General features: G+C 69.1%; 16 protein-coding genes and 1 pseudogene. 8 read left to right on the forward strand and 9 right to left on the reverse strand.

Features of this window, described 5'->3' with window-relative positions:
• Positions 1 to 57: 57 nt before the first annotated feature.
• Together HEB94_RS10400 and HEB94_RS10405 are read left to right on the forward strand one after the other, a co-directional pair.
• Entirely contained in the window at positions 58 to 1,308 is a 1,251-nt protein-coding gene (locus HEB94_RS10400; RefSeq protein WP_192749701.1) for a nucleotide sugar dehydrogenase, read from the forward strand.
• Positions 1,308 to 2,435 carry a glycosyltransferase family 4 protein gene (locus HEB94_RS10405; RefSeq protein ID WP_192749702.1) on the forward strand — a complete coding sequence of 376 codons (1,128 nt, stop codon included), beginning with the start codon at positions 1,308 to 1,310 and terminating at the stop codon, positions 2,433 to 2,435. Before HEB94_RS10400 ends, HEB94_RS10405 begins: the two co-directional genes overlap by 1 nt.
• Before the next feature lie 248 nt (positions 2,436 to 2,683).
• Here the strand turns inward: HEB94_RS10405 and HEB94_RS10410 are convergent, their stop codons facing one another.
• The 3 genes from HEB94_RS10410 to wecB all read right to left on the reverse strand — a co-directional run bounded on the left by HEB94_RS10410 (position 2,684) and on the right by wecB (position 5,035).
• Positions 2,684 to 3,139 carry a VTT domain-containing protein gene (locus HEB94_RS10410; protein ID WP_192749703.1) on the reverse strand — a complete coding sequence of 152 codons (456 nt, stop codon included), beginning with the start codon at positions 3,137 to 3,139 and terminating at the stop codon, positions 2,684 to 2,686.
• Positions 3,136 to 3,813 carry a CDP-alcohol phosphatidyltransferase family protein gene (locus HEB94_RS10415; RefSeq protein ID WP_192749704.1) on the reverse strand — a complete coding sequence of 226 codons (678 nt, stop codon included), beginning with the start codon at positions 3,811 to 3,813 and terminating at the stop codon, positions 3,136 to 3,138. Before HEB94_RS10415 ends, HEB94_RS10410 begins: the two co-directional genes overlap by 4 nt.
• Positions 3,814 to 3,967: 154 nt before the next feature.
• Entirely contained in the window at positions 3,968 to 5,035 is a 1,068-nt protein-coding gene (gene wecB, locus HEB94_RS10420; RefSeq protein ID WP_192749705.1) for a non-hydrolyzing UDP-N-acetylglucosamine 2-epimerase, read from the reverse strand.
• 128 nt (positions 5,036 to 5,163) lie between these two features.
• Here wecB and HEB94_RS10425 point away from each other — a divergent pair, with 128 nt between their 5' ends.
• Positions 5,164 to 6,474 carry a nucleotide sugar dehydrogenase gene (locus tag HEB94_RS10425; RefSeq protein ID WP_192749706.1) on the forward strand — a complete coding sequence of 437 codons (1,311 nt, stop codon included), beginning with the start codon at positions 5,164 to 5,166 and terminating at the stop codon, positions 6,472 to 6,474.
• 90 nt (positions 6,475 to 6,564) lie between these two features.
• Here the strand turns inward: HEB94_RS10425 and HEB94_RS10430 are convergent, their stop codons facing one another.
• Both HEB94_RS10430 and HEB94_RS50450 read right to left on the reverse strand, forming a co-directional pair.
• Positions 6,565 to 7,020 (reverse strand): GH25 family lysozyme, encoded by a 456-nt coding sequence (locus HEB94_RS10430; RefSeq protein ID WP_238361483.1) that lies wholly within the window; start codon positions 7,018 to 7,020, stop codon positions 6,565 to 6,567.
• A 79-nt stretch (positions 7,021 to 7,099) separates the two neighbouring features.
• Positions 7,100 to 7,243 (reverse strand): annotated as a pseudogene (locus tag HEB94_RS50450) (hypothetical protein); the annotation flags it as partial.
• Here HEB94_RS50450 and HEB94_RS10435 point away from each other — a divergent pair.
• The gene (locus HEB94_RS10435; RefSeq protein WP_192757190.1) at positions 7,182 to 7,523 is read left to right on the forward strand and encodes a hypothetical protein; all 342 of its coding nucleotides are present in this window, start codon (positions 7,182 to 7,184) and stop codon (positions 7,521 to 7,523) included. The pseudogene HEB94_RS50450 and the gene HEB94_RS10435 sit on opposite strands and share 62 nt — an antisense overlap.
• 300 nt (positions 7,524 to 7,823) lie before the next feature.
• Here the strand turns inward: HEB94_RS10435 and HEB94_RS50455 are convergent, their stop codons facing one another.
• Positions 7,824 to 8,960 carry a GH25 family lysozyme gene (locus tag HEB94_RS50455; protein ID WP_337917586.1) on the reverse strand — a complete coding sequence of 379 codons (1,137 nt, stop codon included), beginning with the start codon at positions 8,958 to 8,960 and terminating at the stop codon, positions 7,824 to 7,826.
• Positions 8,961 to 9,627: 667 nt separating this feature from the next.
• On the opposite strand from HEB94_RS50455, the gene HEB94_RS10445 reads away from it, so the two are divergent.
• The gene (locus HEB94_RS10445) at positions 9,628 to 10,305 is read left to right on the forward strand and encodes a sugar transferase (RefSeq protein ID WP_337917587.1); all 678 of its coding nucleotides are present in this window, start codon (positions 9,628 to 9,630) and stop codon (positions 10,303 to 10,305) included.
• A 61-nt stretch (positions 10,306 to 10,366) separates the two neighbouring features.
• On the opposite strand, the gene HEB94_RS10450 is transcribed toward HEB94_RS10445, so the two are convergent.
• Positions 10,367 to 10,978: a NeuD/PglB/VioB family sugar acetyltransferase gene (locus HEB94_RS10450; protein WP_192749708.1), complete on the reverse strand. Its 612-nt coding sequence runs from the start codon at positions 10,976 to 10,978 to the stop codon at positions 10,367 to 10,369.
• 247 nt (positions 10,979 to 11,225) lie between these two features.
• On the opposite strand from HEB94_RS10450, the gene cysD reads away from it, so the two are divergent.
• Positions 11,226 to 12,131, forward strand: a complete 906-nt coding sequence (cysD, locus tag HEB94_RS10455; protein ID WP_192749709.1) for a sulfate adenylyltransferase subunit CysD — start codon at positions 11,226 to 11,228, stop codon at positions 12,129 to 12,131.
• Positions 12,131 to 13,381 carry a sulfate adenylyltransferase subunit CysN gene (cysN, locus tag HEB94_RS10460; protein WP_192749710.1) on the forward strand — a complete coding sequence of 417 codons (1,251 nt, stop codon included), beginning with the start codon at positions 12,131 to 12,133 and terminating at the stop codon, positions 13,379 to 13,381. The genes cysD and cysN overlap by 1 nt, the downstream gene beginning before the upstream one ends.
• A gap of 102 nt (positions 13,382 to 13,483) precedes the next feature.
• On the opposite strand, the gene HEB94_RS10465 is transcribed toward cysN, so the two are convergent.
• A complete protein-coding gene (locus HEB94_RS10465) occupies positions 13,484 to 14,002 on the reverse strand; it encodes a hypothetical protein (RefSeq protein ID WP_192749711.1) in 519 nt (172 codons plus the stop codon).
• 125 nt (positions 14,003 to 14,127) lie between these two features.
• On the opposite strand from HEB94_RS10465, the gene HEB94_RS10470 reads away from it, so the two are divergent.
• The gene (locus tag HEB94_RS10470) at positions 14,128 to 14,808 is read left to right on the forward strand and encodes a TetR/AcrR family transcriptional regulator (protein WP_192749712.1); all 681 of its coding nucleotides are present in this window, start codon (positions 14,128 to 14,130) and stop codon (positions 14,806 to 14,808) included.
• 58 nt (positions 14,809 to 14,866) lie between these two features.
• Here the strand turns inward: HEB94_RS10470 and HEB94_RS10475 are convergent, their stop codons facing one another.
• Positions 14,867 to 16,036, reverse strand: coding sequence for a glycine C-acetyltransferase (locus tag HEB94_RS10475; RefSeq protein WP_202897129.1), 1,170 nt, complete (start codon positions 16,034 to 16,036; stop codon positions 14,867 to 14,869).
• Between the last annotated feature and the right edge of the window lie 23 nt (positions 16,037 to 16,059).

A 16,059-nucleotide genomic window follows, 5' to 3' on the forward strand; every position in this document is an offset into this window, starting at 1 on the left:
CTGCAGTGAGGGGGTGTTCTGCGCTGACGAAGTTGCGGGCACCCGTAAGGTTCTAGGGTGCGTGACCTGGCTGTTGTCGGCCTTGGGTACGTCGGCCTGCCGTTGGTCCGAGAGGCCTGCCGGGCGGGACTTCGAGTTGTCGGACTCGACGTCTCCGCGCGCGTGGTCGCCGGGCTGTCGGCTGGCCGCTCCCACGTCGACGATATTTCTGACGATGACGTAGCCGCCATGTTGGCCGCGGGTCTCACGGTGACCAGCGACGAGAATGATCTCGCCGATGTCGACACCGTGGTGATCTGCGTACCGACCCCGCTCGACGAGGACGGTGGGCCAGATCTCAAAGCGGTGACCGGCGCGGTCACGATGGTGGCTCGACACCTCCGTCCAGGCATGCTGGTCGTCCTCGAGTCGACGACCTATCCGGGCACCACCGACGAGGTAGTCCGGCCGATCCTGGAGAAGTCCGGCCTCAGCGCCGGTGTCGACTTCTCCCTCGCCTTCTCACCCGAGCGCATCGACCCCGGTAACCCCACGTACGGGCTCCGCAACACGCCCAAGGTCGTGGGTGGCCACACCATCAGCTGCACCGAGCGGGCCGAGGCGTTCTACGGCAAGATCTGCGACACCGTGGTTCGCGCCAAGGGCACCCGCGAGGCCGAGATGGCCAAGCTGCTGGAAAACACCTACCGGCACGTCAACATCGCCCTCGTGAACGAGATGGCGATCTTCTGCCACGAGCTCGGCATCGACCTGCGCGACGCGATCGGCGCCGCGGCGACCAAGCCGTTCGGGTTCCAGGCCTTCTACCCCGGACCGGGCGTCGGCGGCCACTGCATCCCGATCGACCCCAACTACCTCTCCTACAAGGTGAAGCGGCTCGGCTACCCGTTCCGCTTCGTCGAGCTGGCCCAGGAGATCAACCAGCGGATGCCGGCCTACGTCGCCCAGCGGGTCCAGGACCTGGTGAACGACGCCGGCCGCTCGGTGCGCGGCTCCACGGTGCTCATCCTCGGTGTCACCTACAAGCCCAACATCGCCGACCAGCGAGAGTCGCCGGCCCGTCCGGTGGCCCGCCGGCTGCGGCGGATGGGCGCCCAACTGGTCTTCCACGACCCCTACGTCAACGAGTGGATCGTCGACGACGAACCGGTGCCGTCGGTGACCGACCTCGGGGAAGCCATGCGCACCGCCGACGTCACCCTGCTGCTGCAGGACCACGACGCCTACGACCTTGAAACGCTTGGCCAAGCCAAGCTGCTCTTCGACACCCGGGGACGGGTCCGCGACGGGACGGCCGAGGCGCTCTGATGCCTGGGCTGCGCGTGCTGGTGTGCACGATCGTGCACCACCCGCAGGATGCGCGCATCCTCCACCGCCAGATCAGGGCCATGCTCGACGCGGGGTACGACGTGACGTACGCCGCGCCGTTCACGGCCTATGGCGCGGAGGCGTGGCCGGAGCTGCACGCCGTCGACGTCCCTCGGGCCGTCGGACGGCACCGGTCGGAGGCCCTCAAGGCCGCTCGGCGGGTTCTACGTACCCACGGCCCGGAGGCCGACCTGGTGCTGCTCCACGACCCGGAGCTGCTGCTCGTCCTGCCGGGTCTGGATCTTCCGGGTGCCGTGGTGTGGGACGTTCACGAGGACACCGGCGCCGCGCTCGTCGCCAAGAGCTGGTTGCCGGGCCTGGTCCGGCCGCTCGCGCGCGCCGGCGTCCGGGTGGTGGAGGAGCGTGCCGAGCGCAAGCTCCGGTTGATCCTCGCCGAGCCCGGCTACCGCAACCGGTTCCGGCACAACCACCCGGTGATCCCCAACACCACCTACGTCCCCGACACCGTCGTCCCCGCCGGCGACAAGCGGGTGGTCTACGTCGGCCACCTCGCCGTCGCCCGTGGGGTCGACGTCATGTTGGAGACCGCACGCAAGCTCGCCGGCAGCGGACTCAGCATCGACGTGGTCGGGCACGCCGACTCCTACTCGCGCCGCGCCCTGGCCCGGGCCGAGGAGGAGGGCCTGCTGCGCTGGCACGGGTTCGTGCCCAACGACCAGGCCCTGGCGCTGATGGACGGTGCTCTGTGCGGACTGTCGCTGCTGCGCGACCTGCCCAACTACCGGCACTCGATGCCGACGAAGATCCTCGAGTACATGGCCCACGGCATCCCGGTGGTCACCACCCCACTGCCCGCGGCCGTGTCACTGACCCAGGTGCACAAGTGCGGGCTGATCGTGCCGTTCGACGACCCGGCCGCGACCGCCGCCGCCGTGCTGCGCCTGCGCGACGACCCCGAGACGCGGCTCGCGATGGGCGCCCGGGGGCACGAGGTGGCACGCAACGGTTACCACTGGCCCGACACCGCGCTGGAGTTCCTGGCCCGGCTGGAGGTGTGGGCGAACGCTGCACGGCCCCACCCCTGCATCACCCTCGGCACCATCTGAACGGGCCCCCGCATCTCGGCCAGCGGCGTTCTCGTCGTCGCCAATAGGACACCACTATTGGCTCCTCCTCCGCCTTGCTGCCCGAGCGCGGTTGGCCCGTTCCACGACTCCCCGCATCCACGCTGGCCGCGTTGTCGTCGTCACGCGTAGAACACCGCTACGCGCTTCCTCCTCCGCCTTGCCATCGCGGCGCGGATGAGCCGCTCCACAGGCCGCATCCCGTTCCGCGGCTCTCCGCGTCCTCGGCCCTAGAACAACCACTTCACGAGGCCGAGGATGGACGCGAACCGCACCAGGCGGCCGACGAAGCCGACCACGACGAACAGCGGCAGCGGGACCCGGAGCTGTCCCGCCAGGACCGCCATGATCGCGAACGGCGGGAAACCCACGGAGGCCGAGAGGAGCAGGACGAGAGCGGCGACCCAGGGGTTGCCGCCGATCCGGCGCTGCCACTTCTCGAAGGACGCCTTCCACCGCTCCGACTCGGTCTTCTTGCGTACCCAGTCCCACTTCAGGGAGTTCTGGCCCAGCAGGTAGTAGACGACCTTGCCCACCATCTGCCCGGCGGCCGCCGTGGCGGCGATGATCCAGGTGGAGGTCCCGTCGAGGACCGCCGCCACGCCGCCGACGTACGCCTCGGCGTTGATGAGCGGGATGAGGGCCGATGCGATGCAGTAGAAGAACGTCGCCGCGATGAGCTTCATGGCCGGCGACGAACGACGGGCCGGACATGCGCGGGGAGCCCGTCGTCGGCGCCTGCGGTCGTGAGGCTGGGCAGCGGAAGCCCGATCCGGTTGAGCCGGACGAGCGACCAGACCTTCAGCGCCAGCAGGCAGATCGCGATAGCCGTGCAGATCGGCACCGAGTGGGTGAGGACCATGAGCAGGGCGATGGCGGAGGAGTTGACCGCCTTGCCCACCTTGGACCAGTTGGCGCGCCAGATCGGCCGGTCGACGAGGTCGAAGTAGTTGGGGCTGCGCAGCGGCCAGGCGAGGAAGGCCAGCGAGAGGAACGTGTCGACGACGGCGAACTCCAGCAGGAAGATCCCGACCGGCAGCGCCATCGAGGGTTCCAGCCAGACGAAGCCGAGGTAGAACGCGCCCGCACACAGCCGGTCGCTCACGATGTCGAACACGGCACCGATCCGGGTCTCGGTGTCGGTGAGGCGGGCGACCCCGCCGTCGAGCATGTCGCCGACCCAGTAGATCCCGAGCGCGACGAGCAGGAGGGTCAGCGACCGGTCGTTCGCCGCGTAGAGCGCGACCCCGACCGAAGCGACCGTGCGGACAAAGGTGATGACCGTCGCCGCGGTGAGCAGACGCTCGTGTTCGGGCCGCACGTACCCGCGGTGCGCGGAGGTCGAACTCTGGGTTGACACGCGCTCACCTTCGATCGTGATCTCCAGAACCACAGCCTACGGATGAGCCAGCATGCCCATCGGTCTGATCTCGGACCCTACCGGGACCCGGACCAGGGCAGGCATACGGGACTTCCACGCGACCTCGGCGCCCTGGGGTTGGCGCGGGCGCGTCTCAGGCGCGTTCGAGAGCCGCGACGGTTCGCTCGGCGGCGTGGCCGTCACCGTACGGAGTGCCCCGATCGGCGCTCGGCACCGGTCGCGTGGCGAGGTCCTTGACCCGGCCGAGGTCGGGATCGAGCACGTTCCAGCCGCCGTCGAGCGTCTCGGTCCACTCGGTCTCGGTCCGCAGCGTCGTGCAGGGGACGCCGAGCAGGAACGCCTCCTTCTGCAGCCCGCCGGAGTCGGTGACGACACCGCGCGCGCCACTGACCGCCTTCACCATGTCGGGGTAGGCGAGCGGCGGCAGGGCGTACAGCGTGGGGCGGTCGAGACTGATGCCGAAGTCCTCGCACCGGGCCACGAGCCGTGGGTGGGCGAGCAGGGCGACCGGTACGCCCAGGCTGGCGAGGGCGTCGACCACCGCCGCCAACCGAACCCGGTCGTCGGTGTTCTCCGCCCGGTGCACGGTGGCGACGACGTAGCCCTCGGCGCCTAGGGCGACCGCGTCGGGGAGTTCGGCCGGCGGGGGCTGGTCGGCCACCGCGTCGCGAACCCGGAAGCACACGTCGGTCATCACGTCGCCCACGAGCACCGACCGGGCGGCCAGGCCCTCGTCGGCGAGGTGCCCCATGGCCACGTCCGTCGGCGCGAGCATCAGGTCGGCGGCATGGTCGGTGAGGACGCGGTTGTGCTCCTCGGGCATCCGCCGGTTGAACGACCGCAGCCCCGCCTCGAGGTGGGCGACCCGGAGGTGCATCTTGATCGCCGACAGCGTGCCGGCGAGCGTGGAGTTGGTGTCGCCGTAGACGAGAACCCAGTCGGGCTGGTGCTTCTCGAGTACGGGGTCCATGGCGGCGAGCATCGTCCCCGTCTGAATCCCGTGCGTTCCAGAGCCCACGCCCAGATGAACGTCTGGCGACGGGATGGACAGGTCGGCGAAGAAGACGTCGGACATCCGGGCGTCGTAGTGCTGTCCGGTGTGGACGATCACGTGTTCGTGGCCGGTCTGCGCGAAGGCCGCGGCCACCGGGGCCAGCTTGACGAACTGGGGACGGGCGCCGACGACGCTCAGGACCTTCACGACCACTCCTTCACTGGTGAGTGGGCACGCCGGGTCACGGTGGCGTGCTCTCCGGGGGCTTCGCGGCACGTTACCCTAACGAGCGCACCTGACCGAGTTCGCGTGAACGTTCCGGAGACGTGTTTCAATTGAAGATCACCGTTGTCGGGCTGGGAAAGATCGGCCTGCCGCTCGCCGTCCAGTTCGCCGGAAAGGGCCACCGCGTCACCGGCGTGGACATCAATCCACGGGTCGTCGAACTCGTCAACGCCGCAGTCGAACCCTTCCCTGGTGAGGCCGAACTCGATGTACGCCTCAAGCAGGCGATCGCCGACGGTGCCCTGACCGCGACCGACGACTACGCCCAGGCCATTCCCGGCGCCGAGTACGTGGTCGTGGTCGTCCCGTTGTTCGTCGACGACGAGGGCGTGCCCGACTTCGGCTGGATGGATTCCGCCACCGAGGCGATCGCCACGCATCTGCGCGCCGGCACCACGGTGATCTACGAGACGACGCTGCCTGTCGGCACCTGCCGGACGCGCTGGAAGCCCGCCCTGGAGCACGGGTCGGCGCTGATCGAGGGAACCGACTTCTGGGTGGTCTTCTCCCCGGAACGGGTGTTGACCGGTCGGGTCTTCGCGGACCTGCGGAAATACCCGAAGCTCGTCGGCGGTCTCGACGCGGAGGGCACCGGCAAGGCGCGTGAGTTCTACGAAGCCGTGCTCGACTTCGACCCGCGCCCCGACCTGCCCAGGCCCAACGGCGTGTGGGACCTCGGTTCGGCCGAGGCCGCCGAACTGGCGAAGCTCGCCGAGACGACCTACCGCGACGTCAACATCGGGTTGGCAAACCAGTTCGCGCGCTTCGCCGAGCACCACGGGATCGACGCGCTCGCGGTGATCGAGGCGTCCAACTCCCAGCCCTACAGCCACATCCACCGGCCCGGCATCGCGGTGGGCGGCCACTGCATCCCGGTCTACCCGCGCCTCTACCTCTGGAACGACCCGGACGCGACCGTGGTGCGCGCCGCCCGGGAGGCGAACTCCGCCATGCCGGCGTACTCCGTCGATGCACTCGCGGAGGCCTACGGCGACCTCACCGACGCCCGGGTCGTGGTGCTGGGTGCGGCCTATCGTGGTGGGGTCAAGGAGACGGCCTTCTCCGGCGTCTTTCCCACCGTGGACGCGCTGCGGGGTAAGGGCGCGCGGGTCCTCGTGCACGACCCGTTGTACGACGACGACGAACTCGCGGCGTTCGGCTTCGCGGCCTACCACCTGGGCGAGCCCGTCGACGCGGCGATCCTGCAGGCCGACCACACCGAGTACCGCACCATCGGGCCGGCCGAGCTGCCGGGTGTCCGGGCGCTGGTCGACGGTCGCGCGATCACCGACCCGGCCCGCTGGGCCGGCGTGGTCCGGCGGGTCATCGGTGTCGCGCCGACTCCGTCGCAGCCGTCCTGACCGACTCACTCCCGTTCGGCCCAGCCCCCGCGCTGGCGGGGCTGGGCCGTTGTCCGGGTGGCGTCGTGCCGGGAATCGACGAGGGGTGCGTCACCCGTTGGCGAGAGCCTGCAGCCGGTCGTAGGCGCCGTTGAAGTAGTCCTGGTCGAGCGGGCTGCTGGTGTACTGCCAGATCGTCCGGTAACCCCAACCACCGAAGAGCACCGGCGGGTTGTTGGCGTAGTCGGCGATCCACAGCGGGTTCGCCGAGGAGAACGCGGTGCTGTTGCCGGTGCAGGGCACCCACCAGTTCCGCGCGGTGTAGAGGATGACGTCGCGTCCGGTCCGGGCGCGGTAGGTGGTGGCGAAGTCGCGGATCCAGTTGACCATCGCTGCAGGGCTCAGGCCGTAGCAGGTCGCGCCGTATGGGTTGTACTCGATGTCGAGCACGCCGGGCAGGGTCTTGCCGTCGCGGGACCAGCCGCCGCCGTGGTCGACGAAGTAGTTGGCCTGCGCCGCGCCGCTGGAGCCGTCGGGGATGGCGAAGTGGTAGGCGCCGCGGATCATGCCGATGTTGTAGGAGCCGTTGTACTGCTGGGCGAAGTAGGGGTTGGTGTAGATAGGTGCCCTCGGTGGCCTTCACGTAGGCGAACTTCTTGCCCTGGCCCCACCAGTGGGCCCAGTCGACGTTGCCCTGGTGGCTCGCGACGTCGATCCCGGGTGTTTGGGTGGCGAGCACGCTGATCGGCAGCGGTGCCGCGGTCGTACCAGCCGGTGCCTTCCACCCCATCGAGGCGTCACCGGCGGAGCGGACACCCGCCTGGCGGGCGGCCGGCGTGGGGGTGGCGTTCAGGTCGCCGCCCCTCGCCGCGGTGGACGCGGCGCCGCGAGCCGGTACGTCGGTGGCCGCGAGTGAGGGCGCGGCCAAGCCCGTGGTGAGCGCGGCGAGTCCGAGGAGGCCGGCGAACCCGGTGCGCGCCAGGACGCGCGGCAGCCGGCCGCGCAGGCGTGGGAAGCGGGGACTTCGAGGATGGGCGGGGCTGGGCGGAGCGGAGTGCGGCCTCACGTGATCTCCCTCGGTCGAAGGCGAGCGGAACGGCACACCGCGGCCGCGGTGTCGCCGCTGGCCGATTCACCTGGATCGTAGGGAAATGGTCATGTTTGGCGACAGTTGTGAGCAGTTGTCTGGCACCAAGTTTCCACGCCCGGGCACAGGCCGGGACGGACGCCGGGGACCAGATCAGGAACCAGAAAGGCCCTCGCCCGCCGGACACCTACGTCGGCGGGCGAGGGCCTCGTGAACAGAAACGCCTGTGGAGACCGCTCCGGCCCGATCGGGGGTCCGTGGGGAGCGGCCGACCGCGCGTCTCTCAGCGCTGGGTCGCGAACCTGCGGAGATCGGCCAGGGACCCGTTGAAGTAGTTCTGGTCGAGCGGGGTGTCGGTGTACTGCCAGAACGTGTGGCCGTCGCCCCAGCCACCCGGGAGACGACCCGGGGTGTCGTGGTAGTTGGCGATCCACAGCGGGCTGTCGCTGAACTCCTTGGTGTCGCCCGTGCACTGCGCCCACCAGTCGTCGGTGGTGTAGATCGCCGGCGCCCGCCCGGTGAGCTTCTTGTAGGTCGTGGTGAAGTCCCGGATGAAGTTCACCATCTCCCGCTGGGAGACGCCGTAGCAGGTGGAGACGCCGACCGCCTCGCCGTACTCGATGTCGAGCTCGCCGGGCAGGGTCTTGCCGTCAGGGGTCCAGCCGCCGCCGTTCGCGACGTAGAAGCGGGCCTGGGCGGCGCCGTTGCCCCGGTCGGGTCGGGCGAAGTGGTAGGTGCCCCGCAGCATGCCGACCTTGGCGGAGCCGTTGTACTGCTGGCCGAAGAACGGGTTGACGTAGCTCGTGCCCTCGGTGGCCTTCACGTACGCGAACCGCTTGCCCTGGTTCCACCAGTACTCCCAGTCGACGTTGCCCTGGTGGCTCGCCACGTCGATTCCGCGCGTACGGGCGGTCATGGGCAGGCTCGGCTCGTACCTCTTCACGGGGACGGCCTTCTTGACGGCCTTCTTGTCGGGAGCGGCCTTCTTGGCTCCGGCGACCTTCTCCGGGCCCGGCTTTCCGGGCGCCGCGGCGCGCTTCCCGTCCGCCTCGATTCCGTCGCGCTGAGTGCCGGCGTCGGCTCCCTTCGCGTTCGTCCGGGCCTGCGGTCCCGGCGCCGCCTTGGGCGGGCTGGCCGGTGCGGCCTGGGACGCGGTGTACGTGGGGCTGTAGCGGTCGAGGTAGGCGCGCCCTCCGAGGGAGTCGCCGGACGACAGGGCGGAGAGCGTGTCCAGGTCGGCGCCGCCGTAGCCTCCGGGTGTTGTCACGGCGAACGACGGCGTCGCCAGCCCCACCGTGACCGCCGCCGCCCCGGCGAGGGTGGCGGCCAGCCGTGTGAACGGCGTCCAGGCGAGGCGGCCGCGAAGCGGGTGGGACCGCAGGCGTCGAAGTCGATGGGAGGGGTCGAAACGTGGCCGCACTGGGTCTCCTCTGGTCGGGTGTGCGTCGCGCACGGGCCACCCGACAGGCCCGGCCGTCGACGGACGGACCGGAGGAGGATCACTGCGAGGATGCCGACATGGGTAGGAATTGTTCGTACCGCTCGGACATTTCGGAGGCCGTGCTTATGGTTTTGGCAATTCGGCCCCCGCGACCGACCCGCGCATTCTGCGTGAGCGCGATGAGAGCTTTCAAATCGAGATCCCACCATGCGGAAACCGACCGGGATGAAGTGGGCGATTTCGTACGCGGCCCCGCGATCCGGCTCCACCTGGTCATCCCGAACGAATCGTCGTCGCGGACTGCTGGGTCGCGTCGCGAATGTCCTGGTCCGGCTGCATGTCGACGGCCCGATCTGTGCCCCGACTGTCGGACAGTCCGACGATGTGACATTCGACAGCCCTTTGGCACCGACAGTAAGGAATGATCTACCTTGCGCATCGAACAGGCCGCCGCGGGTAGGACTCGGCCTGAACGGGTGGTCGACAACGAACCTTGGTTGATGCCCGCATTGTCCGTAACTGTGGACAGTGCCGATCGTTTGTCACTCTGGGGATGGTTAGGTATGTATGCGACGGGATGCAACCTGGAGCCGTTGCCCGTCGTCCGACGAATCTCCTGCCAAGCGTCGAGAGACTTGGGGAAGTTGTGAAACACCAGGTGGCACGAGGGGTCAAGCGCGCCTTTGACATCGGGCTCGCACTAGCCGGGTTGGTCGTTCTGTCTCCGCTGATCCTCGCCGTATCGCTCGTGGTCCGTTGGCGGCTCGGTTCGCCGGTCCTCTTCCGGCAGCGCCGGACCGGCATGGGTGGACGGTCCTTCTGGGTTCTGAAGTTCCGCACCATGACCGACAAGCGGGATCGTCGGGGTGAACTCCTCCCCGACCACAAGCGGCTCACCCGCCTGGGTCGCCTCCTGCGCAAGCTCAGCCTCGACGAGATTCCGCAGCTGATCAACGTGCTCCGCGGCGACATGAGCATCGTCGGACCACGGCCGCTGCTGCCGAAGTACGACCTCTGGTACACCCCCAACGAGCGGCGCCGCTTCGACGTCCGGCCCGGCATCACCGGCCTGGCACAGATCGCCGGTCGCAACACGGTCGGGTGGAGCGTGCGACTCAGCCTCGACGTCGAGTACGTCGAGCGGTGCTCGCTGTGGCTCGACTCCCGGATCATCCTGCAGACGGTGAAGGTGGTCTTCGCCCGCGAGGGCGTCGTCGCCGATCCGCGCGCCTTGATGTCCGACCTGGACGAGGAGCGGTCCGAGGCGATGACCGACGAACTCATCCTCGACGCCAAGGCACGTCAGCTTCTCCGCGCCGGCTGAGGCGCCGCGGTCGTCAGTCGTCCCGGTCGTCAGTCACTGCGGGCGTCAGTCACTGCGGGCGTCAGCCGCGATGTGGCCGGGCCGGAACGCCGACCACGACGGTCGCGGCGGCTACGTCCCGGGTGACGACCGCGCCGGCGCCCACGAACGCGCGCTCTCCGACCGCGAGGCCCTGGAGGACACACGCGTTCGACCCGATCGTGCTGCCTGCGCCGAGGTGGACGGCCCCGGCGATGTTGGCGCCCGGGAACACCGTTGCGAAGTCCGCGAGCTGCGCGTCGTGTCCGACGGTCGCGTTGTAGTTGACCTGGACATGCCGGCCGAGTTCGCACGACGACGACACGTGGGCCAGCGCCAGGATCACGCTTCCGGCGCCGACGGTGGTCTCCGGCCCGACCACCGCGCGGGGATGGACGACCGTACGCGGAGTCAGCCCGCGCTCCTCGAGTTCGGCCGTGAGGCGGGCCCGTACGCCCGGATCGGCGATCGCGACCACGAAGTCGTCGTCCGCCTCGTCGGGGTGCACGACCGGCAGGCCACGGACCTTCTCCCCGGCCCGCGCATGGTCGCAGAAGACGACCGGCTCGGCCGGCTCGCCGTCCGCCCGCGCGGCGAGTACGGCGTCGTACGTCTCGCGTCCGAACCCACCCGCGCCCACGATGTACAACGTCATGGCCGGTCAGCCTAGAGCCTGCGGGAGACGGCGCCCGTGACCTCGCCGAGGGCTCGCCTTGACCTGGTTTCGGCCACTCCCCGTGACCACCCGCCGGGTCCGGAGGGCCGGCCGAACGGCGCCTCCCGTGTCCACCATCCGGAGACACGTCTTGGTTCCTGGACGAGCCCAGGTAACATCGCGTCGTTCGTCACGTTTCCCTCAGTGGTCCGTCAGAGGACCCCCTCACCGACCACTAGGTGGTGTTATGCCCCTCGACTACCGGTTGTCTCACCTGCAGGCACTCGAGGCGGAGTCGATCCACATCATCCGTGAGGTCGCGGCGGAGTTCGAGCGCCCAGCGCTTCTCTTCTCCGGCGGCAAGGACTCCTGCGTCATGCTGCGGCTCGCCGAAAAGGCCTTCTGGCCAGCGCGGGTGCCGTTCGCGATCGTTCACGTCGATACCGGCCACAACTTCGCGGAAGTGCTCGACTTCCGCGACCGCCGAGTCGCCGAGCTCGGACTCCGACTGGTCGTCGGGTCCGTGCAGGAGGCCATCGACGCCGGGCGGATCACCGAGCGGCCAGGACAGCTCCGCAACCGGATGCAGACGCAGATCCTGCTGGAGACCGTCGAGGCGCACAACTTCGACGCCCTGCTCGGTGGCGCCCGCCGGGACGAGGAGAAGGCGCGCGCGAAGGAGCGGGTCTTCTCGTTCCGGGACGAGTTCGGCCAATGGGACCCGAAGAACCAGCGCCCGGAGCTGTGGAACCTCTACAACGGACGCGTGCACCCGGGTGAGTCGATCCGGGCCTTCCCGCTGTCCAACTGGACCGAGCTGGACATCTGGCAGTACATCGCCAACGACGAGCTCCCGCTCCCCTCCATCTACTTCGCGCACCAGCGCAAGGTCTTCGAGCGCGACGGCATGCTGCTCGCCGAGTCCGTCCACGTGCCGCGCCGGGAGGGCGAGGATCTCCGCGAGGCGACCGTCCGTTACCGCACGGTCGGCGACATCTCGTGCACGGGAGCGGTGGAGTCGACGGCGACCACTGTGGAAGAGATCATCGCGGAGGTGGCCACGAGCCGCGTGACCGAACGCGGCGCCACCCGTGCCGACGACCGGTTCAGCGAAGCCGCGATGGAAGACCGCAAGCGGGAAGGCTATTTCTAGTGGATCTGCTGCGATTCGCCACCGCCGGCAGCGTCGACGATGGCAAGAGCACCCTCATCGGCCGGCTGCTGTACGACTCCAAGGCAATCTTCGAGGACCAGCTCGAGGCGGTCGAACGCACCAGCCGCGACCGAGGGTTCGAATACACCAACCTCGCGTTGCTCACCGACGGGTTGCGGGCCGAGCGCGAGCAGGGCATCACGATCGACGTGGCCTACCGCTACTTCGCGACGCCCAAGCGGAAGTTCATCATCGCCGACACCCCGGGCCACATCCAGTACACCCGCAACATGGTGACCGGCGCCTCCAACGCCGACCTTGCCCTCGTCCTCGTCGACGCCCGCAACGGCCTGGTCGAGCAGACCCGGCGGCACGCATTCCTCGTCTCGCTGCTGCGGGTGCCGCACCTCGTCCTCTGCGTCAACAAGATGGACCTGGTCGACTACAGCCGTGAGGTGTTCGAGCGGATCCGCGAGGAGTTCATCGGCTTCGCGACCAAGCTCACGATCCCCGACCTGCAGGTGATCCCGATCTCGGCGCTGGAAGGCGACAACGTCGTCGACCGGTCGATGAACATGCCGTGGTACGACGGACCCTCGCTGCTCCACCACCTGGAAAACGTGCACGTCGCGAGCGACCGCAACCTCGTCGACCCCCGACTTCCCGTGCAGTACGTCATCCGGCCGCAGTCCAACGACTTCCACGACTACCGCGGTTACGCCGGCCAACTCGTCGGTGGTGTGCTGCGGCCCGGTGACGAGGTCATGGTCCTGCCCTCCGGGATGACCTCGCGGGTCGCACGGATCGACACCCCCGACGGTCCGGTCGACGAGGCGTTCCCGCCGATGTCGGTCACCGTCCTGCTCACCGACGACCTCGACGTCTCGCGCGGCGACATGATCTGCCGGCCCTACAACAAGCCGGTGGCCGCACAGAACATCTGCGCCATGATCAGCTGGATGGCCGACACCCAGCTGCGCCCTGGGCAACGGATCCAGATCAAGCACACCACCCGGACCGCCCGCGCGATCGTGAAGAAGCTCCACTACCGGCTGGACGTCAACACGCTGCACCGCGACGAAAACGCCGAAGCCCTCGGGCTCAACGAGATCGGCCGCGTCGACCTGCGGATCGCCCAGCCGTTGTTCGTGGACGAGTACGCCCGTAACCGGCTGACCGGCGGCTTCGTCCTGGTGGACGAGTCGACCAATGTCACCGTAGGCGCCGGTATGGTCGTCGCCGCCGACTGAGCGGGTTGAGCGGATCCCCGCATCCCGCCTGGCAACCCGGTACGTGAACAGGGCCTTCGCAGCGACGGCATCGCTGCGAAGGCCCTGTTCGTCAGAGGGCTGTCAGGCGAAGGAGACGGCGATCAGGGCGATGGCGGAGCCGGCGAAGACCACCGTGTTGCGGATGTAGGTATGAGCTCGCGCCCAGCGGGGGAAGGCGTTCTCGGCGGCCTTGAGGAACGGCGCGACCTCGACGCGGGCCAGCTCCGGATCGCCCTTGCGGCGGAAGGCGGCCTGCACCGACTTCACCGCGGTGAGGTTGCTGTGGACGATCACGACGTTCATCAGCAGGACGAGCGAGGAGAAGATCCAGGTCATCAGCGGGGCCAGCCCGGCGTCGGCGAGGTTCAGGGCGGCGGTCGCGGTCATGATCGCGGCGACCGTGACCGGAGCGGCGGTCTCGTGACCTCCGGCGTCGAAGCGAAGCTTGTTCTCCTCCAGCACCTCCGGGCGGACGTTCTGGCGGCGCAGTTCGGCGACCGCGGCGGCCTTGGCGGCGGGGCCGAACCGGTGGCGGACGACCGGGATGCTGACGAAGGCGACGGCGACGAGCAGCTGCATGACGGCGGCGAGGGCGTTCATCGGAGGGCTCCCACTTCGACTTGTACTTTGTTCAACTGCTGACGAGTGAGGACGCTAACCCACCACTTGAACGTTGTGCAAGTCCGTCTTGAACTTTGTGCAAGGCGTCGCGTACGGTAAGGGGCATGCCACGCGAGACCCTCACCCGCGACCAGATCGTCCGCGCCGCCGTCGACCTCCTGGACGCCGAGGGCCTCGAAGGTCTGAACATGCGCGCCCTGGGCAAGCGACTCGACTCGGCGGCGACCGCCGTCTACTGGCACGTCAAGAACAAGGACAACCTCGTCCTGCTCGCTGCCGACCACGTGTGGAGCGAACTCACGCTGCCCGATCTGAATCCCGCCGACTGGCGCACCGCCGCCGCCACGATGGCCACCGACCTGTACCGGATGTTCACCCTGCACCCCTGGCTGGTGCAGGCGTTCGCGGCGCACGTCCTCTACGGCGAGGGCAAGTCGCGCTTCGACGACCACGGCCTCGCCGTGTTCGAGGCCGCCGGCTTCGCCGCGGCCCGCGCCGACCAGGTCGCCGCCGCCGTCTTCACCTACGTCCTCGGCAACGCGGCCGGTGCCGCCGCGGCGGCGTCACTCACCCGCAGACTCAACCAGGACGGTGCCCGCGCCGAACAGCAACTCCAGGACGCGATGGCCGAGGCCAAGGCGATCGCCATGCGCTACCCGCGCCTACGCACCAGGGTCGAAACCCCAGCGGCGACCGACTACGCCGCGTCTCCTGACCAGACCTTCGAGCTCGGCCTCCAGGCCCTCCTCGACGGCCTGGAACGCCAACTCGCCCCGCAATCGTGACGAGGAGAATCGCGGACATCGGAGTCGGCGGACCAGGTCATGGTCCGCAGGGCGTGGCCTAGCTGACCTTCTCCCGGGCCTGGGCGAACGCCGTCGCCGCGCGTTCCAGGTCCTCGCGGGTGTGGGCGGCCGACACCTGGGTGCGGATCCGCGCCGTGCCGTGCGGGACGACCGGGTAGGAGAACGCCGTCACGTAGACGCCGAGGTCGAGCAGTGCGGCGGCCATTCGTCCGGCGAGTACCGCGTCGCCGAACATCACCGGGATGATCGGGTGCTCACCGGGCAGCACCTCGAACCCCTCCTCGACCAGCCGCTGCCGGAAGAACGCGGTGTTCTCACGCAGCTGTCGGCGCAGCTCGTCGGAGGAGTCGAGCAGGTCGAAGACCCGGATCGACGCGGCCGCGATCGCCGGGGCCAGTGAGTTGGAGAAGAGGTACGGGCGGGACCGCTGGCGGAGCAGCTCCACGATCTCGCCGCGCGCGCTCGTGTAGCCGCCGCTGGCGCCGCCGAGGGCCTTGCCGAGAGTGCCGGTGATGATGTCGACCCGGTCGGCCACGCCGTGCAGCTCCGGCGTACCGCGACCGTGCTCACCGACGAACCCCACGGCGTGGGAGTCGTCGACCATGACGAGCGCGCCGTAGGAGTCGGCGAGGTCGCAGATGTCGCGCAGCGGCGCGAGGTAACCGTCCATGGAGAAGACGCCGTCGGTCGCGATCATCTTGAACCGCGCGTCGGAGGCCTCCTTCAGCTGCGCCTCGAGGTCGGCCATGTCGCGGTTGCGGTAGCGGAAGCGGCGGGCCTTGCACAGGCGTACGCCGTCGATGATGCTCGCGTGGTTGAGCGCGTCGGAGATGATCGCGTCCTCGGGCCCGAGGAGCGTCTCGAAGAGTCCGGCGTTCGCGTCGAAACAGGAGCTGTAGAGGATCGTGTCCTCGGTACCGAGGAACGTCGAGATCCGCTGCTCCAGCTGCTTGTGCAGCTCCTGCGTACCGCAGATGAACCGCACGGAGGCCATACCGAAGCCCCACTCGTCGAGGCCGGTCTTCGCGGCCGCGATGAGCTCGGGGTGGTCGGCCAGGCCGAGGTAGTTGTTGGCGCACAGGTTGAGGACGTGCTGGCCACCGGCCACCGCGACGTTGGCGTTCTGCGGTGTGGTGAGCGGTCGCTCGTCCTTGGAGAGTCCGGCGGCGCGGATCTCCGCGAGCTCCGCACGCAGGTGGTCGCGCATGATGTCGGCCATGTCGGTCCTTT

The organism is Actinopolymorpha pittospori (assembly GCF_014873875.1).
In the GTDB taxonomy this organism is placed as follows: domain Bacteria; phylum Actinomycetota; class Actinomycetes; order Propionibacteriales; family Actinopolymorphaceae; genus Actinopolymorpha; species Actinopolymorpha pittospori.

Excerpts from the sequence above, each read along its gene's own strand:
- HEB94_RS10405 (WP_192749702.1), top strand. The coding sequence starts at position 1,308 with ATGCCTGGGCTGCGCGTGCTGGTGTGCACGATCGTGCACCACCCGCAG.
- HEB94_RS10410 (WP_192749703.1), bottom strand. The coding sequence starts at position 3,139 with ATGAAGCTCATCGCGGCGACGTTCTTCTACTGCATCGCATCGGCCCTC.
- HEB94_RS10430 (WP_238361483.1), bottom strand. The coding sequence starts at position 7,020 with ATGATCCGCGGCGCCTACCACTTCGCCATCCCCGACGGCTCCAGCGGC.
- HEB94_RS10450 (WP_192749708.1), bottom strand. The coding sequence starts at position 10,978 with ATGACGTTGTACATCGTGGGCGCGGGTGGGTTCGGACGCGAGACGTAC.
- cysD (WP_192749709.1), top strand. The coding sequence starts at position 11,226 with ATGCCCCTCGACTACCGGTTGTCTCACCTGCAGGCACTCGAGGCGGAG.
- HEB94_RS10465 (WP_192749711.1), bottom strand. The coding sequence starts at position 14,002 with ATGAACGCCCTCGCCGCCGTCATGCAGCTGCTCGTCGCCGTCGCCTTC.
- HEB94_RS10470 (WP_192749712.1), top strand. The coding sequence starts at position 14,128 with ATGCCACGCGAGACCCTCACCCGCGACCAGATCGTCCGCGCCGCCGTC.
- HEB94_RS10475 (WP_202897129.1), bottom strand. The coding sequence starts at position 16,036 with ATGCGCGACCACCTGCGTGCGGAGCTCGCGGAGATCCGCGCCGCCGGA.